25 protein-coding genes are annotated in these 26,955 nt (G+C 66.8%); 20 read left to right on the forward strand and 5 right to left on the reverse strand.

The genetic code is table 11. The annotated features are described in order from the left end of the window. Positions 1–263 precede the first annotated feature (263 nt). From VMJ11_RS05360 to VMJ11_RS05375, 4 genes are all read left to right on the forward strand, one after another. Entirely contained in the window at positions 264–2,000 is a 1,737-nt protein-coding gene (locus tag VMJ11_RS05360; protein WP_325617682.1) for a 3-(methylthio)propionyl-CoA ligase, read from the forward strand. A 285-nt stretch (positions 2,001–2,285) separates the two neighbouring features. Next, positions 2,286–4,367 carry a 3-hydroxyacyl-CoA dehydrogenase NAD-binding domain-containing protein gene (locus VMJ11_RS05365; protein WP_325617684.1) on the forward strand — a complete coding sequence of 694 codons (2,082 nt, stop codon included), beginning with the start codon at positions 2,286–2,288 and terminating at the stop codon, positions 4,365–4,367. A gap of 34 nt (positions 4,368–4,401) precedes the next feature. After that, entirely contained in the window at positions 4,402–5,037 is a 636-nt protein-coding gene (gene pncA / locus VMJ11_RS05370; protein WP_325617686.1) for a bifunctional nicotinamidase/pyrazinamidase, read from the forward strand. A 98-nt stretch (positions 5,038–5,135) separates the two neighbouring features. Beyond that, positions 5,136–6,314: an acetyl-CoA C-acyltransferase gene (locus VMJ11_RS05375; RefSeq protein ID WP_325617688.1), complete on the forward strand. Its 1,179-nt coding sequence runs from the start codon at positions 5,136–5,138 to the stop codon at positions 6,312–6,314. 31 nt (positions 6,315–6,345) lie between these two features. Here the strand turns inward: VMJ11_RS05375 and VMJ11_RS05380 are convergent, their stop codons facing one another. Beyond that, on the reverse strand, positions 6,346–6,726 hold the full coding sequence (locus VMJ11_RS05380; RefSeq protein ID WP_325617690.1) for a hypothetical protein: 381 nt from the start codon (positions 6,724–6,726) through the stop codon (positions 6,346–6,348). A 183-nt stretch (positions 6,727–6,909) separates the two neighbouring features. Here VMJ11_RS05380 and VMJ11_RS05385 point away from each other — a divergent pair, with 183 nt between their 5' ends. The 6 genes from VMJ11_RS05385 to VMJ11_RS05410 all read left to right on the forward strand — a co-directional run bounded on the left by VMJ11_RS05385 (position 6,910) and on the right by VMJ11_RS05410 (position 12,460). Continuing rightward, the gene (locus VMJ11_RS05385) at positions 6,910–8,379 is read left to right on the forward strand and encodes a PLP-dependent aminotransferase family protein (RefSeq protein ID WP_325617692.1); all 1,470 of its coding nucleotides are present in this window, start codon (positions 6,910–6,912) and stop codon (positions 8,377–8,379) included. A gap of 180 nt (positions 8,380–8,559) precedes the next feature. Continuing rightward, entirely contained in the window at positions 8,560–8,862 is a 303-nt protein-coding gene (locus VMJ11_RS05390; protein WP_325617694.1) for a Dabb family protein, read from the forward strand. Between the two features lie 86 nt (positions 8,863–8,948). Beyond that, the gene (locus VMJ11_RS05395; RefSeq protein ID WP_325617748.1) at positions 8,949–9,398 is read left to right on the forward strand and encodes a PaaI family thioesterase; all 450 of its coding nucleotides are present in this window, start codon (positions 8,949–8,951) and stop codon (positions 9,396–9,398) included. A gap of 130 nt (positions 9,399–9,528) precedes the next feature. Next, a complete protein-coding gene (locus VMJ11_RS05400) occupies positions 9,529–10,527 on the forward strand; it encodes an NADP-dependent oxidoreductase (protein ID WP_325617696.1) in 999 nt (332 codons plus the stop codon). Positions 10,528–10,585: 58 nt separating this feature from the next. Continuing rightward, positions 10,586–11,476, forward strand: a complete 891-nt coding sequence (locus tag VMJ11_RS05405) for an SDR family oxidoreductase (RefSeq protein ID WP_325617698.1) — start codon at positions 10,586–10,588, stop codon at positions 11,474–11,476. Between the two features lie 21 nt (positions 11,477–11,497). Beyond that, entirely contained in the window at positions 11,498–12,460 is a 963-nt protein-coding gene (locus VMJ11_RS05410) for an alpha/beta hydrolase (RefSeq protein WP_325617700.1), read from the forward strand. A gap of 48 nt (positions 12,461–12,508) precedes the next feature. Here the strand turns inward: VMJ11_RS05410 and VMJ11_RS05415 are convergent, their stop codons facing one another. Then, positions 12,509–13,363 carry an NRDE family protein gene (locus VMJ11_RS05415; protein ID WP_325617702.1) on the reverse strand — a complete coding sequence of 285 codons (855 nt, stop codon included), beginning with the start codon at positions 13,361–13,363 and terminating at the stop codon, positions 12,509–12,511. Between the two features lie 163 nt (positions 13,364–13,526). Further along, a complete protein-coding gene (locus VMJ11_RS05420; protein WP_325617704.1) occupies positions 13,527–14,594 on the reverse strand; it encodes a folate-binding protein in 1,068 nt (355 codons plus the stop codon). A 77-nt stretch (positions 14,595–14,671) separates the two neighbouring features. Between VMJ11_RS05420 and mltG the strand changes: the two genes are divergently transcribed. The 10 genes from mltG (at position 14,672) to VMJ11_RS05470 (ending at position 25,680) form a co-directional block, all read left to right on the forward strand. Then, positions 14,672–15,682: an endolytic transglycosylase MltG gene (mltG, locus tag VMJ11_RS05425; RefSeq protein ID WP_325617706.1), complete on the forward strand. Its 1,011-nt coding sequence runs from the start codon at positions 14,672–14,674 to the stop codon at positions 15,680–15,682. Next, positions 15,683–16,303, forward strand: a complete 621-nt coding sequence (gene tmk / locus VMJ11_RS05430) for a dTMP kinase (RefSeq protein ID WP_325617708.1) — start codon at positions 15,683–15,685, stop codon at positions 16,301–16,303. Between the two features lie 87 nt (positions 16,304–16,390). Next, on the forward strand, positions 16,391–17,443 hold the full coding sequence (locus tag VMJ11_RS05435; protein ID WP_325617710.1) for a DNA polymerase III subunit delta': 1,053 nt from the start codon (positions 16,391–16,393) through the stop codon (positions 17,441–17,443). Between the two features lie 185 nt (positions 17,444–17,628). Then, positions 17,629–18,414 (forward strand): TatD family hydrolase, encoded by a 786-nt coding sequence (locus VMJ11_RS05440; protein WP_325617712.1) that lies wholly within the window; start codon positions 17,629–17,631, stop codon positions 18,412–18,414. Positions 18,415–18,480: 66 nt separating this feature from the next. Further along, positions 18,481–19,221 (forward strand): ankyrin repeat domain-containing protein, encoded by a 741-nt coding sequence (locus tag VMJ11_RS05445; RefSeq protein WP_325617714.1) that lies wholly within the window; start codon positions 18,481–18,483, stop codon positions 19,219–19,221. Between the two features lie 85 nt (positions 19,222–19,306). Beyond that, the gene (locus VMJ11_RS05450; RefSeq protein ID WP_325617716.1) at positions 19,307–19,669 is read left to right on the forward strand and encodes a Rap1a/Tai family immunity protein; all 363 of its coding nucleotides are present in this window, start codon (positions 19,307–19,309) and stop codon (positions 19,667–19,669) included. Between the two features lie 489 nt (positions 19,670–20,158). Continuing rightward, positions 20,159–21,442, forward strand: coding sequence for a mechanosensitive ion channel family protein (locus tag VMJ11_RS05455; RefSeq protein ID WP_325617718.1), 1,284 nt, complete (start codon positions 20,159–20,161; stop codon positions 21,440–21,442). 104 nt (positions 21,443–21,546) lie between these two features. Beyond that, positions 21,547–22,953: an alpha,alpha-trehalose-phosphate synthase (UDP-forming) gene (otsA, locus tag VMJ11_RS05460; RefSeq protein WP_325617721.1), complete on the forward strand. Its 1,407-nt coding sequence runs from the start codon at positions 21,547–21,549 to the stop codon at positions 22,951–22,953. A 110-nt stretch (positions 22,954–23,063) separates the two neighbouring features. Further along, positions 23,064–24,239, forward strand: a complete 1,176-nt coding sequence (locus VMJ11_RS05465; RefSeq protein WP_325617723.1) for an AAA family ATPase — start codon at positions 23,064–23,066, stop codon at positions 24,237–24,239. Between the two features lie 373 nt (positions 24,240–24,612). Then, entirely contained in the window at positions 24,613–25,680 is a 1,068-nt protein-coding gene (locus VMJ11_RS05470; RefSeq protein ID WP_325617725.1) for a glycosyltransferase family 4 protein, read from the forward strand. Positions 25,681–25,725: 45 nt separating this feature from the next. Here VMJ11_RS05470 and VMJ11_RS05475 read toward each other — a convergent pair whose 3' ends face one another. Beyond that, positions 25,726–26,313, reverse strand: coding sequence for a BPSL1445 family SYLF domain-containing lipoprotein (locus VMJ11_RS05475; protein ID WP_325617727.1), 588 nt, complete (start codon positions 26,311–26,313; stop codon positions 25,726–25,728). A 133-nt stretch (positions 26,314–26,446) separates the two neighbouring features. Next, on the reverse strand, positions 26,447–26,890 hold the full coding sequence (locus VMJ11_RS05480) for a hypothetical protein (protein ID WP_325617729.1): 444 nt from the start codon (positions 26,888–26,890) through the stop codon (positions 26,447–26,449). Positions 26,891–26,955 lie beyond the last annotated feature (65 nt).

Genomic DNA, 26,955 nt, shown 5'->3' on the forward strand with positions numbered 1-26,955 from the left:
GTCGCGTGGCGCGATCAGGGCGTGCTCGAAATCGGCGAGCGGACCGGCAGCGGGCGAGCGCGGGGCGGACGTACCGCCCTCCGTAGCCGGGGTTGGGGTAATGCCTGGTGAAAACGACATATTGAGGGCCTTTTGAATAGCCGATATTGTAAGTCCGCACCCGCCGGCGTGCTGGAGCTTGCTTGAAGCGCGCGTGAAGACCGCCGGCGCGCTTGCCGCATAGACAGAGAAAAACGCCGATCAACGCGAGGAGACCACTACCGATGAGTGCGCCGCTGCTGGGTCAAATGATGGATGTGCCACTCACGGTGTCGTCGTTGATTGCGCATGCGGCGCGCCATCATGGCAGCACGCAGATCGTCTCACGGCGCATCGAGGGCGATATCCATCGCTACACGTACCGTGAGTGCGAGGTGCGCGCCAGGCAGCTCGCCCAGGCGCTCATCGCGCTCGGCGTCACGCCGGGCGAGCGCATTGGCACGCTGGCGTGGAACGGCTATCGCCATCTCGAAGCCTATTTCGGCGTGACCGGTTTCGGCGCGGTCTGCCACACCATCAATCCGCGGCTCTTTCCCGAGCAGATCGCCTGGATCGTCAATCATGCCGACGACCGCTACGTGCTGTTCGACGTCACGTTCGCGCCGCTCGTCGATACGCTGGCGCCCCAGTGCCCGAACGTGCGCGGCTGGATTGCGCTGTGCGACGAGGCGCACCGGCCCCAGATGCGCACGCAAGTGCTCTGCTACGAGACGCTGCTCGCGGCGCAGGACGGGAACTACGCGTGGCCCGTGCTCGACGAGCGCAGCGCTTCGAACCTTTGCTATACCTCCGGCACCACGGGCAATCCGAAGGGCGCACTTTATACGCACCGCTCCTCCGTGCTGCATGCCTATGGTGCCTCGCTACCAGACGCGATGGGCCTTTCCGCGCGCGATGCGGTGCTGCCCGTCGTGCCCATGTTCCATGTGAACGCGTGGGGCCTTCCGCACGCGGCGCCGCTTACGGGCGCGAAGCTCGTGCTGCCTGGCAAGGATCTCGACGGCAAGTCGCTCTACGAACTCATGGAAGCCGAAGGCGTGACCGGCTCCGCGGGCGTGCCGACGGTCTGGCTCGGCCTGCTCGCCTATATGCGCGGCGCGGGCGTGCGGTTTTCCACGCTCAATCGCACGGTGATCGGCGGCTCGGCCTGTCCGCCCGCGATGCTGCGCACCTTCGAGGACGACTACGGCGTGCAGGTGATCCACGCGTGGGGCATGACGGAGATGTCGCCGCTCGGCACGCTTTCGAAGCTGAACTGGGAGCAGTCGCAGCGCCCGCGCGAGGCGCAGCAGGCACTGCTCGAAAAGCAGGGGCGCGTGATTTTCGGCGTGGACATGAAAATCGTCGGGGAGGACGGGCGCGAACTGCCGTGGGACGGCGTGACGTTCGGCGATCTGCATGTGCGCGGCCCGTGGGTGATCGACCGCTACTATCGGCAAGAAGGCAGGCAAGAAGGCGGCTCGCCGCTCGTGGACGGCTGGTTCCCGACCGGCGACGTCGCCACGATTGACCCCGACGGTTTCCTGCACATCACCGACCGCAGCAAGGACGTGATCAAGTCGGGCGGCGAGTGGATCAGCTCGATCGAGCTCGAGAACATCGCGGTGGCGCATCCGGCCATCGCGGAGGCCGCATGCATCGCGTGTGCGCACCCGCGCTGGACCGAGCGGCCGCTCATCGTCGCCGTGAAGAAGCCCGGCGCCGAGGTCACACGCGAGGAATTGCTGGCGTTCTTCGAAGGCAAGGTCGCGAAGTGGTGGCTGCCCGACGACGCCGTATTCGTCGAGGAATTGCCGCACACGGCCACCGGCAAGCTGCAAAAGCTCAAGCTGCGCGAACAGTTTCGCGCGCACGTGCTGCCGGGCGCGCTTTCGGTGGAAGGGTGTCCGTTCGATGCGGCGCAGGAAGGCGGCGGTGTGGCCGGCGCCCCAGGCACGAAGCCGCTCCCCATGCGCGAGTGATTCGCCCCGCGCAGCCGCGCAAGATTCTTCGGCGCAGCCATCTGGCTGCGTTTTTTTTCTTCTGATCTTTGCCGACCGAGGCGCTAACCGAGGCGCCAACCGAGGTGCCGACTGAAGCGTAAAGCAGGGACGCTCGGTACAAACCCTGGTGTCCGCATTGCAGCAAAAAATTGAACGAACGTTCTTTTTTGGGTATTCTGCCTGCTGTCAGGGAATGTCGGACAATGAATCGGCCGGTGCGTGCGCCCAACGCACTTCGCGGCCCACAAGCATGGAGGCAGGCAAATGGCAGTGGACTACACGACTCGCGACGGCGTCGCCGTCATCACGCTCAACAATCCGCCCGTGAACGGCCTGGGTCATTCGACCCGTACGGGGATCGTCGAGGGCCTCGCGCGCGCCGCGAGCGATCCGGCCGTTGCGGCCATCGTGATCACCGGCGCCGGCAAGGCGTTCTCGGGTGGCGCGGACATCACCGAATTCAATACGCCCAAGGCGATGCAGGAGCCCACGCTCCACACCGTCATCAAGGAAGTCGAGAAGAGCGCGAAGCCGGTCGTGGCCGCGATCCACAGCGTGGCGATGGGCGGGGGCCTCGAGCTCGCGCTCGGCGCGCACTACCGCATCGCCGCGCCGGGCGCGCAGATCGCGCTGCCCGAAGTGAAGCTCGGCATCCTGCCAGGAGCGGGTGGCACGCAGCGCCTGCCGCGTGCGATCGGCCTCGAAGCCGCGCTCAACATGATCGTGACCGGTGCGCCCGTGATGAGCGAAAAGCTCGCGAATACGGGCCTCTTCGACGCCATGGCGCAAGGCGACCTTCTTGACGAGGCGATTGCCTTCGCGCGCAAGGTCGGCGACAAGCAAGGGCCGCATCCGCTCGTGCGCAACCGCAAGATCGAGCATCCGAACGCGGAAGGCTTCCTGCAGTTCTCGCGCAACACGGTTGGCGCGATGTCGAAGAACTATCCCGCGCCGGTGAAGTGCGTCGACGCCATCGCGGCCGGCGTGAAGCAGGGCTTCGAGCGTGGCCTCGCATTCGAGCGCGCATGCTTCGTCGAACTCGTGCAGACGCCGGAAAGCCGCGCGCTGCGCCACGCGTTCTTCGGCGAGCGCGCCGCGAGCAAGATTCCCGACGTGCCTTCGGGCACGCCCACGCGCGACATCCAGAAAGTGGCCGTGATCGGCGCGGGCACGATGGGCGGCGGCATTACGATGAACTTCCTGAACGCAGGTGTGCCGGTCACGCTGCTCGAGACGCAACAGGAAGCGCTCGAGCGCGGCGTTGCCACGATCCGCAAGAACTACGAAGCGCAGGTCAAGAAGGGCAAGCTCACCGCGGAAAAGCTCGAAGCGCGCATGGCGCTGATTCGCCCCACGCTCACCTATGACGACCTCAAGGAAGCGGATCTCATCATCGAAGCCGTGTTCGAAGAGCTCGGCGTGAAGGAGCAGGTGTTCAAGCGCCTCGACGAAGTCGCGAAGCCGGGTGCCATTCTCGCCTCGAACACCTCGACGCTCGACGTCGACAAGATCGCGGCATTCACGAAGCGTCCGCAGGACGTGGTCGGCCTGCACTTCTTCAGCCCGGCCAACGTAATGAAGCTGCTCGAAGTCGTGCGCGGCAAGCAAACGGCCAAGGACGTGCTCGCCACGGTCATGCAGGTCGCGAAGAAGATCCGCAAGACCGCTGTGGTTTCGGGCGTGTGCGACGGCTTCATCGGCAACCGCATGATCGAGCAGTACGTGCGCCAGGCGCTCTACATGCTCGAAGAAGGCGCGCTGCCCGCGCAGGTCGATCGCGCGATCGAGAAGTTCGGCTTCGCCATGGGCCCGTTCCGCATGAGCGATCTGGCCGGCAACGACATCGGCTGGGCGATCCGCAAGCGCCGCTATCAGGAACATCCGGACATGAAGTACTCGAAGATCGCCGACCGCCTGTGCGAGACCGGCCGTTTCGGGCAGAAGACCGGTGCGGGCTGGTACGACTACAAGGCGGGCGAGCGCAATGCGCTGCCTTCGAAGCTCGTGGACGAGATGATCGTCGCTTACTCGAAGGAAGCCGGCATCGAGCGCCGCAAGATCGGCGACGAGGAGATCGTCGAGCGCCTCGTGTTCGCGCTCGTGAACGAGGGCGCGAAGATCCTCGAAGAGGGCATCGCCTCGAAGGCTTCGGACGTCGACATGGTCTATCTCACGGGCTACGGCTTCCCGCTGTGGCGCGGCGGCCCGATGCTGTACGCCGACACGGTCGGCCTCTACAACGTCGAGCGCGCCATTCGCCGCTATGCGCAGCAGCGCAACGGAGACGCGTGGGTAATCGCGCCGTCGATCGTCGAGCTGGCCGCGAAGGGCGGTACGTTCAACTAAGTTTTTGCTCTTGACCAACAGGCGGACGAACATCATGAGAAACGCAGACGACGTGCTCCTGCTGATCGACCTGCAATACGACTTCATGCCGGGCGGCGCGCTGGCCGTGGCGCTCGGCGACGAAGTCGTGCCGGTCGCGAACCGGCTCGCGCAGGGCTTCAGCCAGGTGGTGCTCACGCAGGACTGGCACCCGGCGCGGCACGTTTCGTTTGCGGCCAACCACGCGGGGCGCGCGCCGTTCGAGACGGCCGCGCTGCCCTACGGCGAGCAGGTGCTGTGGCCTGTGCATTGCGTGCAGGGCACCGAGGGCGCGGCGCTGCATCGCGACCTGAACGTGCCGCATGCGCGCGCGGTGATCCGCAAGGGCCATCACGCCGACGTGGACAGCTACTCGGCGTTTCTCGAAGCCGACCGCAAGACGCGCACCGGGCTCGCGGGCTACCTGCGCGACGTGGGCGTGAAGCGCGTGTACTGCTGCGGCCTCGCGACCGACTATTGCGTCGCGTGGTCCGCGCTCGATGCGCGCGCTGCGGGATTCGAGACCGTGCTGATCGAAGACGCTTCGCGCGCCATCGACCTGAACGGTTCGCTCGCCGCCGCGTGGGAGCAACTGCTGGCCGCCGGCGTGAAACGCGCGCAATCGGCCGAGGTGCTCGCCGGCCGCGCATGACCAGCATGACCCATGCGCCCTGATGATCGACCAACGCACCCCTGACGTACGCTCAAGACACCCAATTCGCAGGATCAACACATTCGCTGGAGACACGCATGACTGAAGCCGTAATCGTTTCGACCGCCCGCACGGGCCTCGCCAAATCGTGGAAAGGCGCGTTCAACATGACCCACGGCGCCACGCTCGGCGGTCACGTGACCCAGGCGGCCGTCGAGCGCGCGAAGATCGACCCCGCGCGCGTCGAAGACGTGATCATGGGCTGTGCGAACCCCGAAGGCGCGACCGGCATGAACATCGCTCGCCAGATCGCGCTGCGCGCGGGCCTGCCCGTGAGCGTGCCGGGTATGACTGTCAACCGCTTCTGTTCCTCTGGACTGCAGACGATTGCACTCGCCGCGCAACGCGTGATCGCCGGCGAAGGCGACGTGTTCGTGGCGGGCGGCGTGGAATCGATCTCGTGCGTGCAGAACGAGATGAACTGCCACATGATGGCCGAAGGCTGGCTCAACCAGCACAAGCCGGAAATCTATTGGAGCATGCTGCAGACGGCCGAGAACGTCGCGAAGCGCTACGAAATTTCGAAGGAGCGCCAGGACGAATACGGCGTGCAGTCGCAACTGCGCGCGGCGGCGGCGCAGGCCGCGGGCCTCTTCAACGACGAAATCGTGCCGCTGACGGTGCTCGCCGGCGTCGCCGACAAGGCCACGGGCCAGCTCGTCACGAAGGAGGTGACGATCGCCGCCGACGAGGGCATTCGCGGCGACACGACGCTCGAAGGTGTTGCGAAGATCCGCACCGCGATGCCGGGCGGCGTCATCACGGCCGGTAATGCGAGCCAGTTCTCGGATGGCGCGAGCGCCTGCGTCGTGATGAACGCGAAGGTCGCGGAGCGCGAGGGCCTGGCTCCCCTCGGCATCTTCCGCGGCTTTGCCGTGGCCGGGTGCGAGCCTGACGAGATGGGCATCGGCCCGGTGTTCGCCGTGCCGAAGCTGCTCAAGCAGGCGGGCCTGAAGGTCGAGGACATCGACCTGTGGGAGCTGAACGAGGCCTTCGCCGTGCAGGTGCTGTACTGCCGCGACAAGCTTGGCATTCCCGCCGATCGCCTGAACGTGAACGGCGGCGCAATTGCCGTCGGTCATCCGTATGGCGTCTCGGGCGCGCGCCTCACGGGCCATGCGCTCATCGAGGGCAAGCGCCGCGGCGCGAAGTTCGTCGTGGTGACGATGTGCATCGGCGGCGGGCAGGGCGCCGCCGGCCTCTTCGAAGTCGTCTAGGCTTCGTGCGGCGCGCGGGCGTAGCGCGGTTTTACGTGCTGCGCCCGCGCGGGAAAACCCAAGCCTTTGCGTGCGCGCGCGTCCGGATCAGCCACTGGCGCAGGCGCGTCATGCGCGCGGCGCCGGCGGCGGGCAGGATCAGCACACTGGCGTGCGCGCGTGCAACCCCGCTCACGCCATACCACCCTCGATCTTCAACACGATGGCACTCGCCTTCATCGACATGCAGCGTGAGCAGCGGCGCGACGAGTCCAATCGACGCGAGCGCGGCAACGCGATAACTCAGGCGAATGCCGCCTTCCAGCGCGACGAGCAAGGCGCCCCGCTGCAATTCGATCCAGTGGATCTGTTGGGGCTCGACCCGCAAGGGCAAGCCATACGGACGAGACGATGGGGAGGGCAGATCGTGCATGTGCGGCACCTTGATGTCGTGGCGAAGTCGTCCCCAGACTCTACGGGCGCGGGGCGGCGCGCAACAGGCTCAGCACCGCGCTATCGCACGCGCTACAGCGCGCGAAAGTGGCGCGCTGTAGCGGTTCAAACCGATGCGTCGTGTATCTGTTGCGCTCCCCCGCGCATCTGGCATCATCGCGCGATGACAGCCTCAGAAACGCCTCTTTACCGGCAACTCGCCAGCCACTATCGGCGCAGCATCGAAAGCGGCGTGCTACGCCCCGGCGAGCGCATGCCGTCGATGCGCGCGTTCATGCGCCAGCACGCCGTGAGCCTCGCCACGGCCACCGAAAGCTATCGTGTGCTCGAACGCGAAGCGCTGATCGAGGCGCGTCCGCGCGAAGGCTATTTCGTGCGTGCGCCGAGCACGAATACGCTGCCGGCCGCACGCGAGCCAGAATGGCGCGACGAGGCGCAGCACGCTTCGTTCGTGGCGCAGTTCGTGGGTATCCACGCGACGATTTCCGCGCTCGTCGCCCGCTTTCAGCAGGTTCCGGACGCGCTCAATCTGGGCGGCGTCACCGCAGCCGATGCGCTCTTTCCCGGCGAGCAATTGCAGAAGATCGCCGTGCGCGCGTTGCGCCAGCGCCCCGATCTGCTCACCGCACCCGGCCACGATCGCGGCGATCCGCAACTGCGCGCCGTGATCGCGCGCCGCGCGATGACTGCGGGCATCGCCGTGAACACCGACGAGATCGTGATGACGCATGGCGGCACCGAGGCCGTCAACCTCGCGCTGCGCGCGGTCACGCAACAGGGGGACACGGTTGCGGTCGAGTCGCCGTGCTTCTATGGCCTCTTGCAGGTGCTCGAAAGCCTCGGCTTGCGCGCACTGGAGATTCCCGCGAGCCCGAGCACGGGACTTTCGGTCGAGGCGCTCGAGTTCGCCTTGCAGCAGCATCCGGCACTCAAGGCCGTGGTGGTCGTGCCGCATTTGCAGAATCCGCTCGGCTGCGTGATGCCCGACGACCACAAGCGGCGCATCGTCGAGCTGTGCACGCGGGCGGGCGTCGCCGTGATCGAGGACGATCCCTATCGCGAACTCGTGGAAAGCGAAACGCCGCTGCGCGCGCTTAAAGCGTGGGACACCGAAGGCACCGTGATCCATTGCACCTCGTTCAACAAGTCGCTCGCGCCGGGCATGCGCGTGGGCTGGATGGCGGGCGGCCGCTGGCACGCGCGCATCGCCATGCTCAAGTTCGCGCAGTCGCGCCTGAACGAGCCGCTTTCTCAAGCCGTGCTCGCCGAATTCCTGCAAAGCCACGCGCACGAGCGCCACTTGCGGCGCCTGCGCGAGAGGCTGCGCGCGCAGCGCGAGCGCATGGCGCAAGGCATTTGCGCCGCGTTTCCCGAAGGCACACGCTTTACGCCGCCGCCCGGCGGTCTCGCGTTCTGGATCGAACTGCCGCCTCATGTGGCTTCGATGGCGCTCTTCGAGGCCGCGCTCGCCGAGCGCATTCGCATCATGCCGGGCACCGTGTTCTCGAATTCGGGCCGCTTCGATCACTACATCCGCGTGAGCTGTCCCGGTCCCGAACCGCACAGCGCAGACGCGGCGCTCATGCGCATCGGCGCGATCGCGCACCGGCTAGCAAGCGAGGCGCAGCCATGAAAGCGATGCGAGCAGCGGGGGTGCGATCGCGCCGCACGGAGCCGGAAATCATGGGCTCGTTCGCGCGATGCGCGCATGAAGCGCCCCCTCGCGCCTCTGACAGTGCGGGTATCATGACGGCTGATTCGCGCCGCCAGTGCGGCGCGAGCTCCGTTCAAGCAACACTGAAAAGGTGAAAACGTGATTCGTCATATCGTGATGTGGAAGCTCAAGGAATCGGCGGAAGGCGCAACGCGCGTCGAGAACGTCGCGAAGTTCAAGACGCTGCTCGAAGGCTGCCGCGATCTCGTGCCCGGAACGCTGCATCTCGAAGTGGGCGTGGCGGGCGAGGGCCTCGATTCGACGTTCGACCTCGTGCTCGTTTCCGATTTCGCCGACAAGGCCGCGCTCGATGCCTATCAGATCCATCCCGGACACCTCGTCGTGAAGGACTTCGCCAAGCGTGTGGTCGAGTCGCGTCAGGCTGTCGATTACGTCGTTTGAAAAGCACCATGATCGGAACAGCAGATATGTCTTCGGGCGGCGCGCCCGATGGCGCGCAGGGCAGTCAACAGGGGGAGCCGCAGGGCATGGTGATCGAGAGCCCGTTCGTCGACGAGCTCGGCGCGCAGCTCGTGAGCGCGCGCGACGGCGCGAGCGAAGTGCTGCTCGCGCTCGCCGCGCGGCACCTCAACACGTGGGATGTGGCGCACGGCGGCGTGACCATGACGCTCGCCGACATCGCGCTCGCGATGGCTGCGCGCAGCGTGGCCGCCGACGGCGTGGGCGTCGTCACCGTCGAGATGAAAGTGAACTTCATGCAGCCGGGCCGCGGCGAATTGCGCGCCTATGGCCGCGTGCTGCACCGCTCCACCACCATGGCCTACTGCGAAGGCGAGATTCGCGACAGCGAAGGCCATTTCGTCGCCAAGGCACTCGGCACTTTCAAGTACATGCGCCGGCTCGCGGTGGGGCGCGACGTCACGCGTCAGCGCCTGCGCAGCGATCCCGGAGCAAAACCGGGCCCAAGCGACGCCTGAACGAGCTTGAGCGCGGCGTGCCTGTCCGGGCTCGCTGCTCCGAAGTCGCTTTGAGCCCGCTTTGAGTCCATTGCGAACCCGTTTCAACCCCGCGCGGTGCAAGCCGCGCTTCACGACGTCACATCGAGCCATGACCCAAACCAATCGCCAGATCCTGCTCGTTTCGCGCCCAGAAGGCGCCGCGAGCGTCGACAACTTCCGTCTCGTCAAAGTGCCGCTCGCGCCGCTCGAAGAAGGCGAGGTGCGTGTGCGCAATCACTTTCTCTCGCTCGACCCGTACATGCGCGGGCGCATGAGCGACAGCAAGTCCTATGCGGCGCCGCAGCCGCTCGACGCGGTGATGATCGGCGGCACCGCGGGCGAGGTGGTCGAGTCGCGCAACCCGAAGTTCAAGGCCGGCGACAGGGTGGTGGGGATGTTCGGCTGGCAGGAGTACGGCACCTCGAACGGCAGCGATCTGCATGTCGTCGATACGACGCACGTGCCGCTCTCCGCATATCTCGGGCCGGTGGGCATGCCGGGCGTGACCGCATGGTACGGGCTCAATCGCATCATCGCGCCGAAGGCGGGGCAAACCGTGGTCGTGAGCGCGGCGAGCGGCGCGGTGGGCAGCGTGGTCGGCCAGTTGGCGAAGCGCGCGGGCTGCCGTGCGGTCGGCATCGCGGGCGGCGCCGACAAATGCCGCTATGTGACGGAGACGCTGGGCTTCGACGCCTGCGTCGATTACAAGGCGGGCAATCTGTATCAGGATCTCAAGGCCGCGACACCGGATGGCGTGGACGGCTACTTCGAGAACGTCGGCGGCGAAGTGCTCGACGCCACGCTCGCGCGCATGAACGCGTTCGGGCGCATCGCGCTGTGCGGCATGATCGCGGGCTACGATGGCGCGCCGATGCCGCTCAAGTACCCGCAATTGCTGCTCACTCAGCGCCTGCTCGTGCAGGGCTTCATCGTGAGCGAGCACATGGACGTGTGGCCGCAGGCGCTCGCGGAACTCGGCGCGCTCGTCGCGAAGCAGCAGCTCGTGTATCGCGAGAGCGTGGCCGAAGGGCTCGAGAACGCGCCCACTGCGTTCCTCGGCATGCTCAAGGGCCAGAATTTCGGCAAGCAGCTCGTCAAGCTGATCTAACCGGAGCGCGCGCGAAGCGCGCTTCGTCTTTTCACGTTTGTCTCTCGCAGGATTCGCAATGTCCGAACCGTTCGAGTTCGACGGCCGCGTGGCTGTCATCACCGGCGCGGCGAGCGGCTTTGGCCGCGCGTTCGCGCAGCACGCCGCCACGCTCGGCATGAAACTCGTGCTCGCCGATGTCGATGCGGCGCTGCTCGACGAGACCGTCAATGCACTGCGCGCAAGCGGCGTGCAAGCCGTCGGCGTTCGTACCGACGTGCGCGACCCCGCCCAGGTCGACGCGCTTGCGAAGGCGGCAATCGAAGCGTTCGGCAAGGTGCATCTGCTTTTCAACAACGCGGGCGTCGGCACCGGCGGCTTCGCGTGGGAGAGCAGCGCGAAGGACTGGGACTGGGTGTTCGGCGTGAACGTGATGGGGGTGGCCAACGGCGTGCGAAGCTTCACGCCGCTCATGCTCGCGCAGGGCGAGCGCGCGCACATCGTCAACACGGCTTCGGTGGCGGGCCTGCTTTCGCCGCCCGCGATGGCCGTGTACAACGCATCGAAGCACGCCGTGGTCGCGCTCACCGAAACGCTCTATCACGACCTCAGGAATGTGAGCGAGAAGGTGGGCTGCTCGCTGCTGTGCCCGGCCTTCGTGCCGACGGGCATCGCGAACGCCGAGCGTAGCCGCCCAGGCGACCTGCGCAACGACGCGCCGCCCACGCGCTCGCAGCAGGCCGCCGATCTGCAACTGCAGCGCGCGGTCCGCTCGGGCAAGCTCACGCCCGATGATGTCGCGAAGGCGACCTTCGACGCCGTGCGCGAAGATCGCTTCTATATCCTCACGCATCCGGCGATTCTCGCGTCGGTGAAGCTGCGTCATGAGGACATCGAAACGTTGCGCAATCCGACCGATCCGCTCTCGCTCAAACCCGAAGTCAAGCAGGCGCCGCAAGGGACGCAATAGGCGGCGCAGGAGCATACGGTCATGGCACTCAACGCGAAGATCGCCCTCGTGCTCGACATGGTGGCCCGTGCGGGCCGCGTGCCTTATCACGAGCAAACACCGCAGGCCGCACGCGCCGAATACGAGAAGAGCGCGTCGGTGCTGGAGATTCCGGCCGCGCCGATGCATGCGGTGGAAGACCTGCAGGTGCCGATGCGTGATGGCGCAACGATCCGCGCGCGCCTCTATCTGCCGGTCGAGCCGAATTGGGCCGAGCCGCTGCCCGTGCTCGTCTACTATCACGGCGGCGGCTTCACGATCGGCAGCGTGGACACGCACGACGCGCTATGCCGCATGTTCGCGCGCGACGCGCATTGCGCCGTGTTTTCCGTGGACTACCGGCTCGCGCCCGAGCATCGCTTCCCGACCGCGGTGCACGACGCGTTCGACGCCTACGCATGGCTGCACGCGCATGCGGCCAGCTACGCGCTCGACGCGTCGCGCGTTGCCGTGGGCGGCGACAGCGCGGGCGGCACGCTCGCCACCGTCTGCGCCGTGCTGGCGCGCGACGCGGGCATTGCGCCCGTGCTCCAACTGCTGATCTATCCGTCCGTGAGCGCGCTTCAGCAGACCGATTCGCACAAGCGCCTCGCCGAGGGCTATCTGCTGACCGCGCTGACGATCCAGTGGTTCTTCGAGCACTATGCGAGCGACGCTTCGGACCGCCACGACTGGCGCTTCGCGCCACTTGACGGCACGCGCGACGCGCCGAACTTTCGCGGCGTCGCGCCCGCGTGGATCGCCGTGGCGCAATTCGATCCGCTAGTGGACGAAGGCGAAGCCTACGCGCAGAAGCTGCGTGAGGCCGGCAACGAGGTGACGCTCGTGCATTACGAAGGCGTGGTGCACGAGTTCATCAAGATGGGGGCGTTCGTCGACGAAGCGCGGCTCGCGCATCGGCAGGCCGTGGAGGCGCTGCGGGCGGCGTTCGGGACGGTCGACTGAATCGCCCGGAATCGCCCGGAATCGATCCGGAGTCCTCCGGAATTCTGTTCAGCCAGCTTCGACCGTGAACGCTTCGCGGCGCTCGAACGCGCCGGGGCGGGCGATGCGATGCGAGCCGTCGTCGTCGCTGCGCTCCAGCGCTTCCACTTTGAGCTGCGTGCCGTGCACGTCCACGCGCAGCGCCGTCGTGCCGCGCGTGCCGTAGTCGGGCGTTTCGATGAACGCGGCCGAAAGCGCGCGCTCGCGTTCGAGCGAAATGCCCGTGGCAGGCAGTTCGCGGTCGGGCGCGATCTGCGGGTCGCGCATCATCTCCACGAGCTGTGCGAGCGGCGCCGGCGTTTCGCCCGTCGCCAGTTCCGCGAGCTCCGCGCGCTTGCGCACGAGCTTGGGCCACGGCGTGTCCAGCACGGCGTTCGATATGCCGTGCGTGCCTTCTGGCAGCAGCGCTGGCGCGAGGTCGCCACGGTTGCAATACCAGGCGAGCTCGCGACGCGCCCAGTCGCCGACGATCAGGTTGAAGCCGTTGTAGAGTTCGCCCGAACGCGCGACCTGGTCGAGATAGCCTAGCGCCGTGTCCGGCAGATCCTGCGCGCCCGTGAGCCAGCGCGAGACGAGTGTGCCGCGCGTGGGTGCGTCGGGGCGCGTTTCGTGCGGCGCGCGGTAGTTGGTGAGCGCGGCGAAGCGTCCGCTGCGCGTCATGCCGAGCCACGTGCCTCCGCCCACGAGGTCGCGGCCCGCCAGCACACCGGCGGGCGAGCTGCCCGGCGAGCTCACGTCGTCCGATGTGCTCCACCAGTGCAACGGATCGGCGGTGCGGCGCAGGAATTCGTCGCGGTTGGCGGCGAGCGTGAAGAGTGCGCCGGCGCTCGCGCGCGGACGCCAGTCGAAGACGATCAGGCACATGGGGTCGGGCCTTGCGGGGGCAGGAGTGGGGCCGCGCCGAAATGTTGGCGAAAGCCTGGGCAAAAGCGTGGGCCGAAGCACGAGCCGAACCGTGCACCGTCCAGCGCGCACGAAACGCGAGGCGCCTCGCACGCCATGGACGCCTCGAAGGTGGCCAACGGCGTCAACCCTCGACGGGCAACGCGTAAGGCAGCGGCAGCATGCGCAGCACGGGGCCGTCGGCGGCGCCCAGGTGGACGCTGCCCGTTTCGAGCGCGGCGAGCTTGATCTCCGCGAGCAGATCGACGCCGCCATCGGGTGCGGCGGCCGCGTTCACGACCATGCCGCACGGTTGCGCCGGATCGTCCGAGTGGAAGAGCTCGACGCCCGCATGCGCAACCTCGACGCCTGCCGCGACATTAGCGAGCGCGGTGCGGCGCTTGATCGTGCCGCGGTACTGGCTGCGCGCCACGATTTCCTGGCCCGGATAGCAACCCTTGCGGAAATTCACGCCGCCCAGCACGTCGTAGTTGACCATTTGCGGCACGAACTGCTCGCTCACTGCGTGCGTGATGCGCGGCTCGCCCGCGCGAATGTCGAGCCAGTCCCACACGGCGGGCGACACGCGCCTTAGCGCACCGTCGAGCTTCGCGAGCCGTGCCTCTACGGCGTCCTTCGGGCCGACCCACAGATAACGCAGGCTACCGGCCGCATCGGGCATGCGGATCAGCGTGCCGGTTGGATCGTCGACCTTCACGTGCACGCCGTCGGGCAGGGCGTCGAACACGCTTGCGAGCGCGCCGCGCACGTCGCCCGCAAGGCCCACTACGAGCAGCTTGTCGCTGTCGTCCGTGAGCTTGGCCTTGGCGCGCAGCACGAACATCGAAAGGCGTTTTTGCACGCTCGCCTGCACGTCTCTCGAAATCAGCAGGCGGATCGTGTCGCCGGTTTTCCAGGTGAGGAACGAGGCCAGCAGGCGGCCTTTCGGCGAGCAGTAGCCCGCGAGGCGCGCGCCGGTCACGTCCAGATGCTGGATGTCGTTGGTGAGCTGGCTGTGCAGGAAGGTCGCGGCGTCGTCGCCATTGGCGTCGATCACGCCGAACTGCGGCAGGATCGCGTAGGCGCCGCCCCTCAGAACGGCGTCGAAACCGGCCGCCGGGTCGGTAGCAGAATCGGTGGCGGAACCGGTTGCGAATTCAGGTGTGGATTCGGGCACGGAAAGCGTGGAAGCGGGATCGAGCGGGGAGTTCATGGATTCGGGGAACAGTCAATCCTGACTTTAGCGAAGGCAAGCAGTTATTATATGAGGTCCCCCTGAGTCGTGTTTCCATGTCCCTCCTGAAGAAATGCCTTGTTGCCGGCGCCGCGCTAGTCGTGATTGGCGCCGCCGCGGCGGGCGGCGTCTGGCATTGGGCCACCGCGCCGCTCGAGCTCGCCGCCCCACAGCTCGACGTCACCATCAAGCCGCACAGCTCCGTGCGCAGCGTCACCACGCAGTTGCAGCGTGGCGGCGTGCCGGTCCAGACCCAGCTCTTCGTGCTGATGACGCGCGTGCTGGGGCTGCAAAGCCAGCTCAAATCGGGCAACTACGAGTTCAAGGCGGGCATCACGCCTTACGAGGTGCTGCAGAAGATGGCGCTCGGCGACGTGAATGAGTCCGTGGCCACGATCATCGAAGGCTGGACCTTCAAGCGCATGCGCGCCGAGCTCGATGCGAACCCCGCGCTGCGCCACGACACCGCCGGCATGACCGACGCGCAGTTGCTCGCCGCGATCGGCGCGCCGCCCGCGCCGAACGACAGCGGCGAGGGGCTGTTCTTTCCCGACACCTACCTGTTCGACAAGGGTTCGAGCGATCTCGACGTCTACCGCCGCGCCTACCACCTGATGCAGACGCGTCTGGCCGAAGCCTGGGCCGCGCGCGCGCCGGGGTTGCCGCTCAAGTCGCCCTACGAAGCGCTCACGCTCGCTTCGCTCGTGGAGAAGGAGACGGGCCGGCCCGGCGATCGCGCGCTCGTGGCGGCCGTGTTCGCGAACCGACTGAAGGTGGGCATGCCGCTGCAGACCGATCCCGCCGTGATCTACGGCCTCGGCGACAGCTACGCGGGGCGTTTGCACAAGCGCGATCTGCAGTCGGACACTCTTTACAATACCTACGTGCGTCTCGGGCTGCCGCCGACTCCCATCGCGCTGCCCGGTGCCGCGGCGATTCAGGCGGCGCTCAATCCGGCATCGACGGCGGCGCTGTACTTCGTGGCGCGCGGCGATGGCGGCAGCGTTTTTTCCGATAATCTCGTCGACCACAACAAAGCCGTCGACAAATACATCCGGGGTAATTAAATGGCGCGGGGCCGATTCATCACGTTCGAGGGCATCGACGGCGCGGGCAAGACCACGCATCTCGCGTGGTTTCGCGATCAGCTCGTGCAGAAGCTCGCACCCTCGGGCCGCACGGTCGTCATGACGCGCGAACCGGGCGGCACGCCGCTTGGCGAGGCGTTGCGCGAGATCGTCCTGCATCAGTCGATGGACCTCGAAACCGAGGCGCTCCTGATGTTCGCGGCGCGCCGCGAACATCTTGCCCAGGTGATCGAGCCCGCGCTCGCACGCGGCGACTGGGTGCTCTCGGACCGCTTCACCGATGCCACCTTCGCCTATCAGGGCGGCGGCCGCGGGCTGCCGCGCGACAAGCTCGAAACACTGGAGCGCTGGGTGCAGGGCGGTTTCCAGCCCGACCTGACGGTGCTGTTCGATCTGCCGCCCGACACGGCGAGCGAGCGGCGCGGCGCGGCGCGCGAGCCCGACCGCTTCGAGAGCGAGACCGACGCGTTCTTCACGCGCACGCGCACCGAATACCTGCGCCGTGCGGAAGAGGCGCCGTACCGCTTCGCGATCATCGATTCGTCGCAAGGCATCGATGCGATTCGCGAAAAGCTCGAGCATGTGATCGCAACGCTTTGATTGCGCGGCGACATTTGGCTTTTTTACATGGCCGCGCGAACTCCATGGCAATGCTCATGAAGTTCGCTTAAAGGACTGATTCCGAAGATGATCTATCCGTGGCAAACCGACGACTGGCAGCGTCTGCAGCAATTGCGCAGCCACTGGCCGCACGCGCTGCTGCTGCATGGCCAGGCGGGTATCGGCAAATTGGCGTTCGCGCAGCATCTGGCGAAGGGGCTGCTCTGCGAATCGCCACAGGCCAATGGCGAGCCGTGCGGCGCCTGCGCGGCGTGCCACTGGTTCGAGCAGGGCAATCATCCCGACTACCGCATCGTCGTGCCCGAGGCCCTGGCCGGCGAGATCGGCCCGGTGGGCGATGAAGGCAAGGAAGACGCCAAGGGCGAAAAGGCGGACAAGGCCGAAGGCGAAGAGGGCAAGAAGAGCCGCACACCGAGCAAGGAAATCCGCATCGAGCAGGTGCGCGCGCTGCTGGGCTTCGCGGGCGTGGGCTCGCACCGCGGCGGCCTGCGTGTGGTCGTGCTGTATCCGGCCGAGGCACTGAACGTCGCCGCCGCCAACGCGCTCCTGAAGACGCTCGAAGAACCGCCTGCGGGCGTGGTGTTCCTGCTCGTGTCGGCGCGCATCGACCGACTGCTGCCTACCATCATCAGCCGTTGCCGTCAGTGGCCGATGGGCACGCCGGCGCCCGAGAGCGCCGCGGCCTGGCTCGCGCAGCAGGGCGTGGATGACGCCCCGGCGCTGCTGGCCGAAGCCGGCGGCGCGCCGCTCGCGGCGTTCGCGCTCGCGCACGACGAAAACCGCACGCTGCGCGACTGGACGCTCGCCCAGCTCGCAGCCGGCCCCGGCTGCGACGCCTTTGCCTGCGGCGAGACGCTGCAGAAACTGCCGGTGCCGCTCGTGCTCGGCTGGCTGCAGCGCTGGGTGTACGATCTGCTCGCCGAACGCACGGCAGGCCGTCCGCGATATTTCCCGCAGGCCGCATCGGCGCTCGCGCGTTGCGCCGCGAAGCTCGACGCGGCCGCGCTCGCGCGCTACATGAAGACCGTCACGCGCCAGCGCGCGGTGGAGAACCATCCGCTGAATGCGCGTCTCGTGTTCGAAGAGCTTTTTCTCGGCTATCGTGAATTGTTCGCCTGACAGGCCCGCTTGAGCGCTCCCGGGCCGCGTTCGTGCTGCTTCAGGGGGCTCGCGGGGCTATCACAGGCTTTATCCAGGCGCGCTGCGCTCTGGCGCCGTTTCAATCCGCGCTGTTCGAACCGCGCTCGAACAACTGCACTGTCCGATCCGCGCTACTTACCGATTCCGCCATCGCAGGACCATCCATGTTTGTCGATTCGCATTGCCACATCAATTTCGAGGGCCTCGCCGACCGGCTGCCGCAAGTGCTCGAGAACATGCGCGCGAACGCCGTCACGCACGCGCTCTGTGTCTCGGTCGATCTCGAGACGCTGCCTTCGGTGCTCGACATCGCGAGCCGCTACGAGAACGTCTACGCTTCGGTGGGCGTGCATCCCGATCACGAGGACATGCGAGAGCCGAGCGTGGCCGAGCTCATCGAGCTTGCGCAGCATCCGAAGGTCGTGGCGATCGGCGAAACGGGGCTCGATTACTTTCGCCTCGGCGAGCGCACGATCGCCGACATGGAATGGCAGCGCGAGCGCTTTCGCACCCATATTCGCGCGGCGCACGCCACGTCCAAGCCGCTCATCGTCCATACGCGCGCGGCCGCCGACGACACCCTGCGCATCATGGAAGAGGAGCGCGCGGGCGAGCCGGGCGGGGTGATGCACTGCTTCACGGAGCCGTGGCCGATCGCCGAGCGCGCGCTGGCGCAGAATTTTTACATTTCGCTTTCCGGCATCGTGACGTTCAAGAGCGCGACGGACGTTCAGGATGTTGCGCGCCGCGTGCCGATCGAGCGCCTTTTGATCGAAACTGATTCGCCGTACCTCGCGCCCGTTCCATTTCGTGGCAAACCCAATGAACCTGCGTACGTCAGCCATGTCGGAAGATTCATTGCACAGGCACGCGGGTTGCCGGAGGCCGAACTCGGCGCTGTCACCACGCAGAATTTTTTCCGGCTATTCAAGATCCCGGCACACGCCTGATCGCGAACCACGTGCTGTCAATGGTTTTTGATATCAACGAGATAGAAGATAACGTTAAGGCTTGACATGAACTCGAAACCGCTTTCGCACGCCGCTTCCCCAGTCAATAACGCCGTTCGTCGCACCGCCGCTGCGCTCGCGCTCGGCTTTGCCGCCACGGTGTTCGGCGCGGCAGCCGCGCACGCCGCGCCGATCGACTCGCTCGTGAAGGGTGTCAAGTTCGACGACGACAAGGGCGTCCAGAAAGCGCTCGCGAACGGCATGGACCCGAACGCGACCGACGACCAGGGCATGCCGCTGCTCGTGCTGGCCGCGCGCGAGAAGTCCGACAAGGTCGCGGCAGTGCTGCTCGACGACCCGAAGACGAACATCGCCGCCGAAGACCGCGCGGGCGAAAACGCGCTGATGCTCGCTTCGCTGAACGGCGACCTCGATCTCGTCAAGCTGCTCATCACGAAGGGCGCCGAGGTCAACAAGAAGGGCTGGACGCCGCTGCATTACGCGGCTGCGAACGGCAATGACGACGTCGCGAAGCTGCTGATCGGCTATTCGGCCGACGTCAACGCGCTCTCGCCCAACGGCACGACGCCGCTCATGATGGCTGCGCGCGGCGATCATCTCACGACGCTCCAGGTGCTGCTCGAGCATGGCGCGACGCTCGGCGCGAAGAACCAGATCGGCATGACCGCGCTCGATTTCGCTCGCCAGTACAAGGCGCCCGACGCGATCAAGGACCTGACGGCGCGCATGACGCAGGCTGGCCTGCCCACAACGAGTACGGCAGTGCCGCAAAACAGTGCAAAATAATAGGGTTAAAGGCGGCCAGGCCCTATCAGCCAGGCCGCCTCGCGGCGCGCCTGGCGCCGCTCCCCATGACAATTCAAGGAGAACCATGCTGCGGGTTCTGATCTGCGCGGGCGCGATGGCGCTACCGCTGTCCGCATTTGCATTTACGGCGAGCGACCTCAACCGGCTCTGCACGAAGACCGACGTGGCTTCGCGCAGCGCGTGCGCCGCGTACATCGAGGGTGCCGCCGACGGCATCTTCAATACCATCGACGCGATCGGCGGCACGACCGGGCCGCGCGTCGGCCAGTACTTCTGCCTGCCGCCGGACGCGGGCTCGGCACAGTTGACCGACGCGGTGCGCAAGTACATCGCCGATAATCCGAACGTCGCCGGCTACAACGCCAGCACGGCTATCTCGCTCGGGCTCGGCAAGGCGTTTCCCTGCAAGAGCGGCAACGGCGGCTGAGGGCCGCCGGTTCACGCATGGCCGGCGTGTCGTGCCGGCCACGATCTCGGCGGCCGGCGATTTAGCGGCCGCCACTGGCGCGGCGGACAGCGTCCCACCGCCGTTCGCGCGATAGCCCTGTCTTTGCGATAGGGGCGTTGCGCGAGGATGGCCGCACGGCTTTACGGGCATGTGCTTCTTGCGCCGTGTCGTGCGCCATGTTCGGAAATGCGAATACCGATGCGTCGCGGCACCTTCCATGGCAGCGACGCCATCATCAAGGGCGCGTTGCGGGCCGGTTGCTGACCATTGGCTGGCTGGCAATTGGCCGGTAGCTGACCGGTAATTAGCCGGTAATTAGCCGGTAATTGGGCGGTAGTTGGCCGGGGCGCACCGGGAGGCAGTCCGCCTCGCCGCCCGATCCAGGCGAGCCAGGCCGCTTTCGTTCGCGGGCCTGCGCCCGTGCCGTTTCCACGAGTCGCCGTATCGCTCAGGAGGAACCGCCCGCAGATGCCGACACTCGACGATTTCACCCGCCTGGCCGACGGCCCGTTGCAGACCTGGTTCGGCACGCTGATCATGAGCGCGTTTGCGTTCGTCCTGGCGCTCACCGCGCACTGGATCGGCAAGCGCGTCGTGCGGCGCCTCGCGCGCCCGTATCCGCGCGTGAGCGTGTTCGTGCGCTATGTGCAAAAGCCCGCGCTGGCCGTGCTCGTCATCCTCTCTCTTGAATACGTCTGGTGGCAGGCGCCCGATACGCTGCGCTTCATCAGCAGCCTGCGCGAGCTGTGCGCGTTCGCGCTGATCGCCGCGATCACCTGGCTTTCGGTGCGCTGCGCGGCGGCCATCGGCGAGGCGATCATCGCCGCGCATCCGCTCGACACTGCCGACAACCTCCACGCCCGCCGCATCCACACACAGGCCCGCGTGCTCGCGCGCACGGTGATGGTGCTCATCATCATCATCGGCGTCGGGGCGGCGCTCATGACCTTTCCGAACGTGAGGCAAATCGGTGCGAGCCTGCTCGCCTCGGCGGGCGTTGCCGGTCTCGTCGCTGGTATCGCGGCACGCCCCGTGCTGGGCAACATGATTGCCGGTTTGCAGATCGCGCTCTCCCAGCCGATCCGGCTCGACGACGTGGTCGTGATCCAGGGCGAATGGGGGCGCATCGAGGAGATTACGGGCACCTACGTTTCGGTGCGGATCTGGGACCAGCGGCGGCTCATCGTGCCGCTGCAGTGGTTCATCGAGAACCCGTTCACGAACTGGACGCGCAGCAGCTCGCAGATCATCGGCTCGGTGTTTCTGTGGCTCGACTACCGCATGCCGCTCGAGCCGCTGCGCGAGGCGCTCGGGCGCATCGTCGAAAACGCGCCCGAGTGGGATCGCCGCGTGCAGGTTTTACAGGTCACCGACGCCAACGAGCGAGCCATGCAATTACGCGTGCTGGTGAGCTCGCGCGACTCCGGGCTCAACTGGGACTTGCGCTGCCGCGTGCGTGAAGGGCTGCTGGATTTCGTGAACGAGCATTATCCGCAGTACCTGCCGCGGACGCGGGCCGAATTCTCGGCGGAACCCGAAAGCAGCGCAGGCGAACTGCCGCCCTTGGCGCGCCGCCCCGCGCGGCAAGCGGCGTCGAGCACGGCGGCGCATACCGAGGCCGACCCGGTGACGGGCACGCGTGCGCCGAGCGACGGCGAAGGGCCGGTGGCACGACGCGCCGCGCAGGCGGAAGCGCCGGCAGGCGCCAAGGCGCGCGAGAGAGTGGCGGAAAACCGGCGCGAGGATGGATGAGCGGCCGCGCCGGCGCGAAAGGCGGCAGGAGCGCCGCAGATGGCCCGAAAAGGCGATGAAAAAGGCGTGAAATAGCCGATGACGGCAGGTGGAGGAGCAGCAAGATGAGCAGACTGATAGTCGTCTCGAACCGCGTGGCGACGCCGACGGAAACCAAAGGGTCGGCCGGCGGCCTCGCGGTGGGCGTGTTCGGCGCGCTGAAGGACTCGGGCGGCGTGTGGTTCGGCTGGAGCGGCGACGTGGTGAGCGAGGCGGTGGCGAACGCGGGGCCGACGCTCGTCGAAGAAGGCCACGTCACCTTCGCGACAGTCGGTCTAACTCGTAAGGACTACGATCAGTACTATCGCGGCTTTTCGAACGCCACGCTCTGGCCGGTCTTCCACTACCGCAACGACCTCGCGCGCTACGAGCGCGACGAATACGCGGGCTACCGGCGCGTGAACGCCTGGCTCGCGCACAAGCTCATCAAGCTGATCCACCCCGACGACATGGTCTGGGTCCACGACTATCACCTGATCCCGTTCGCGGAGGCGCTGCGCTCCGAGGGCTTGCGCAACCGCATCGGCTTTTTCCTGCACATTCCCTTTCCTTCGCCGCAGGTGTTGCAGACCATACCGCCGCACGACGAGCTCGTAAAATCGCTGTGCTGCTACGACCTGATCGGCTTTCAGACGCACAACGACCAGCAGGCTTTCCACGACTACATCGCACGCGAGGCGCACGGCAAGGTCACGGGGGGCGGAGGCCACCACGAGCGCAGCGAAGTCGAAGCCTATGGCCGCAAGCTGCGCACGGGCGTCTACCGCATCGGCGTGTTCCCCGACGAGATTGCCGAGCAGGCCGCGCGCTACGAGAGCCGCCAGCACGTGCTCGACCTGAAGCAGAGCCTCGAAGGGCGCAAACTCATCATGAGCGTGGACCGGCTCGACTACTCGAAGGGGCTCGTCGAGCGCTTCCATGCGTTCGAACAGTTGCTCGAAACCTCACCCGAATGGCGCGGCAAGGTCACGCTCGTGCAGATCGCGCCGCCCACGCGTTCGGACGTCGCGAGCTACAAGGTGATCCGCGAGGAACTGGAGCGCGAGGCGGGGCGCATCAACGGCCGCTACTCGGGCCTCGACTACACACCGATCCGCTATCTGAGCCAGCAGTACGACCGATGGAAGCTGATGTCGCTCTTTCGCGAGTCGCAGGTGGGCTACGTCACGCCGCTGCACGACGGCATGAACCTCGTCGCGAAGGAGTACGTAGCCGCGCAGAATCCAGACGATCCTGGCGTTCTCGTGCTCTCGATCTTCGCGGGCGCGGCCGCCGAACTCACGGGCGCGCTGCTTGTGAATCCGCACGATGCAACCGGCATGTCGGAGGCGTTGGGGCGCGCACTCTCGATGCCGCTCGACGAGCGCAAGGCGCGCTACCAGACCAACATGGAGGCGCTGAGGCTCAACGATCTCGGCGTGTGGCGCGACAGCTTCCTGCGCGACCTGGCAGCGGTGCCACAGCCGCGCTGATGCCAGATCGGCGCGGGCCGTGCCGCGCTTCGCGCATTTTCGCGATTGCGTATGATGCTGCGTTGGCTCATCCGGCACTTCGAGGCGCATTCGCGCCGCCATGCACTTTCATGCTGACTACGCTCGCCATTGCCAATTACCGCTCGCTGCGCGAGCTCATCGTGCCGCTCGGCGCGCTCAATGTCGTGACCGGCCCGAACGGCAGCGGCAAGTCGAATCTCTACCGCGCGCTGCGCCTGCTCGCGCTCACCGCGCGCGGCGGGGTGATTCCGTCGCTCGCGCGCGAGGGCGGTCTGCAATCCACGCTGTGGGCCGGCCCCGAGCGCTTCTCGCGTGCCGTCGCCGCGGGCGAGTACGCCGTGCAGGGCACGGTCCGCAAGGACCCGGTGAGCCTGCGCCTCGGCTTCGCCGGCGAGACGTTCGGTTATGCGATCGATCTGGGGTTGCCGCTGCCGTCGTCCTCGCAGTTCTCGCTCGATCCGGCGATCAAGCGCGAATGCATCTGGAGCGGGCCGGTCTTGCGGCCTTCGGCACTGCTCGTGGATCGCCAGGGGCCGATGATCCGCATCCGCGACACCTCGGGCGACTGGACGACGCTCGCGCAGCCCGTGGCCAGCTTCGACAGCATGATGACCGAGTACGCCGACCCGCGCAGCGCGCCCGAGATGATTGCGGTGCGCGAGCAGATCCGCTCGTGGCGCTTCTACGACCACTTCCGCACCGACGAGCACGCGAGCGCGCGCCAGGTGCAGATCGGCACGCATTCGCCGGTGCTTGCCGATGACGGCGGGAACCTCGCTGCCGCATTGCAGACGATCCGCGAGATTGGCGATGGCGACGCGCTCGATGCCGCGATCGGCGACGCCTTTGCGGGCGCGCGCGTGGAGATCGTGAATCACGAGGGGCGCTTCGAGGTGGCGCTGCGCCAGGAGGGGCTGCTGCGGCCGCTACGCGGCGCCGAGCTGTCGGATGGCACCTTGCGGTATTTGCTGCTAGCGGCGGCGTTGCTGAGCCCGCGGCCGCCGGGGCTGCTCGTGCTCGACGAGCCCGAGACGAGCCTGCACCCGGACCTGCTGCCCTCGCTGGCTCGGCTCATTGCACGGGCGTCCGGGCATTCGCAGGTGATCGTCGTCTCGCACGCGGCGCGGCTTGTTGCGGCGCTGGAGCGCGAGTCGGCAAGCCAGTCGATCGTGCTCGAGCGGCGCCTGGGTGCAACGGGATTCGCCGAGCCGGAAGCGCTTGACGTACCACCGTGGAGGTGGCCGCCACGTGTCGGCCAGAGTTAGCGCTTCAGCGCTTACTCTGGCCCCATGCACAGCGGTCGGCCAGAGTTAGCGCTTCAGCGCTTACTCTGGCGCCATGCAAAGCGGTCGGCGGGAGTTGGCGCGTGAGCGCCAACTCGGGCCGCGCGCCACATCCCCATGCAAAGCAGCACCCGGATGTTTCGTCGTGTAAAACCGTATAGCAATTGAAAGATCCACAGTCGCAGCGCCATACCTGGCCGGATAATGAACCGGTCACGCGCCGTTGACCCATGGCAAAACGGCCCCCGCCAAAGCCGGACCGAGCCTCTGTCGGCGAGAGCCGCGGCGCCGGCCTGACATAGAATGACCGGGCCGAAACCAGGCACAACGCGGCCCCGTTTTCTGGAGACACCTGATGAGAATTGCGCAGATCGCCCCCCTGACCGAATCGGTCCCGCCCAAGCTTTACGGCGGCACCGAGCGCGCCGTGTCGTACATCACTGAAGCGCTGGTCGATCTCGGGCACGACGTTACGCTGTTCGCCAGCGGCGATTCGCTCACGCGTGCCAAGCTCGAGCCCGTGTGGCCGCGCGCGCTGCGGCTCGACCCCGGTATTCGCGACCGCATCGCGCCGCACATGCTCCTCATGGAGATGGTGCGCCGTCAGGCCGACCAGTTCGACGTGCTGCATTTCCATATGGACTACTACTCGTTTTCCGTATTCAAGCGTCAGGAAACGCCGTTCGTGACGACGCTGCACGGCCGTCTCGATTTGCCCGAGCAGCAGCCGGTTTTCGATACGTTCAACACCGCGCCCGTCATCTCGATCTCGAATTCGCAGCGCCAGCCCATGCCGCAGGCGAAATGGCTGCGCACGGTCTATCACGGCCTGCCCGAAAAGCTCTACACGCCGCAGCCGGTCGAGCCGCGTTATCTCGCGTTTCTCGGCCGCATTTCGCCGGAAAAGCGGGTCGATACGGCAATACGCATCGCCGGGCGCTGCGGCCTGCCCATCCGCATTGCCGCGAAGGTCGACGAGGCCGACCGCGAGTATTTCGAGCGCGACATCAAGCCACTGCTCGCATTGCCACACGTGGAGTACGTGGGGGAAATCAACGACAGCCAGAAGGCCGAATTCCTCTCCGGCGCGCATGCGCTGCTGTTTCCGATCGACTGGCCGGAGCCGTTCGGCCTCGTGATGATCGAGGCGATGGCGTGCGGCACGCCCGTAATCGCGTTCAATCGCGGCGCGGTGCCGGAGGTAGTGGAAGAGGGCGTATCGGGCTATATCGTCGAGGACGAGATTGGCGCCGTGGCGGCCGTCAACCGCGTCTCGCGCATTTCCCGCGCAGGCGTGCGCCACCGCTTCGAGGAGCGCTTCACGTCGCACCGCATGGCGCAGGAGTACGTGCAGGCGTATGAGGCGGTGATTCGCGCGAGCAAGCGCTCGCGCTTCAAGGTGGTCGACACGTCCGCGAGTTGAGCTGAACGCGCGGACGTGCGCGATATCCGACGGGCTGGATGCGCGTCAGAGATCGAGCTTCGAGATCTTCGTGCCGCCGAGCGAGAGGTCGCCGATCAGGCCGCTGTTGGTGAGCACGAAGACTTGCACGGGTTTGGTGGCCGTGGTGGTGTCGATGGAGCCGTTCGCGCCGACCTTCACGAGCGCGACCGAAGCGTCGCCGCCCACCGACCAGCCGCTCGAATTGCGGAATTTGGCGAGTGCGTCTTCGGTCATGAAGAGATAGATGACGGACTTCGACTGCACGCCGAGCGTCGCGCCGATCGAGCCCGACGACGTGCTGAAATAGCCGACTGTGCTGCCGCCCACGCGCAACGCGCCGTCGCCGTGCTCGCCGCCCACGCCAATGCCGGCCTGGACCACACGCGGGAACACGAGGATGCCACGCGCCTTGCCGACCAGCTCACGCGAGCCCGGCACGGTCTGGTAGAGACGCGACAGCGTGGCGTCGACATCGGCATCGATCGATTGCGCGCGCGACGCGTTGGCGGCGGCGTCGGGCGGCTGGTTGCCGGTAGTGGTGCAGCCCGAGAGTGCCGCGGCGGCGAGTGAAATGGCGACAGAAGCCTTCAAAATGAAGCGAGATGCGGTCATCTTGTTCTCCGTTCTGGTTGCCGGGCGCCGCGATACGGCGGCACTTGTCGGTTATAGCACAGACGTTTCGATGAGCACCTCGAGCCTGGGCAATCCGGAGGCCGGGCTTACGGCGCGCCGGGCGCCGCAAGCGCTAGTGCTCGGCCGCCGGCTTGGCTGTCGGCCTGCGCAGGGCGCGCTTCACGGCGCCGATCAGCACGCCGATCGCGAGCAGCACCGCAGCCGGCACGACCCAGTAGCCGACGAATGCGTGCCACAGGTAGCCCGCGAGCGTCGCGCGCCGCACCGCGTATTCGTCGAGCGCTTCCTGTTGGCGCTGGGCATTCGCCGCGAGCACGTCTGCGGGGCATCCCGCGGCGCGAGCCGTTTCAGGCGTGCCGTGGCAGCGCAGCGCGGCGCCGGCGGCGCGCTCGGCGTCGCTGAGGGTCCAGGTGGTCAGCGCGCGCTGCAGGTCCGCGCGGTTGTACGCCATCTCGTCCTGGATCTCGCGCACCACGACGATCATCACCGGCACGAGCCAGAAGACGATCACCATCAGCCAGCGGCGAAACCAGCGGTTCTTGTGTCTCCACGCCATCAGCGCCTCCGTTCGATGCCGTAGGCATCAACGTCAACACGGCGACCCGATGGCTCGTGTGTGAT

The organism is Paraburkholderia sp. (assembly GCF_035501035.1).
Taxonomy (GTDB): domain Bacteria; phylum Pseudomonadota; class Gammaproteobacteria; order Burkholderiales; family Burkholderiaceae; genus Paraburkholderia.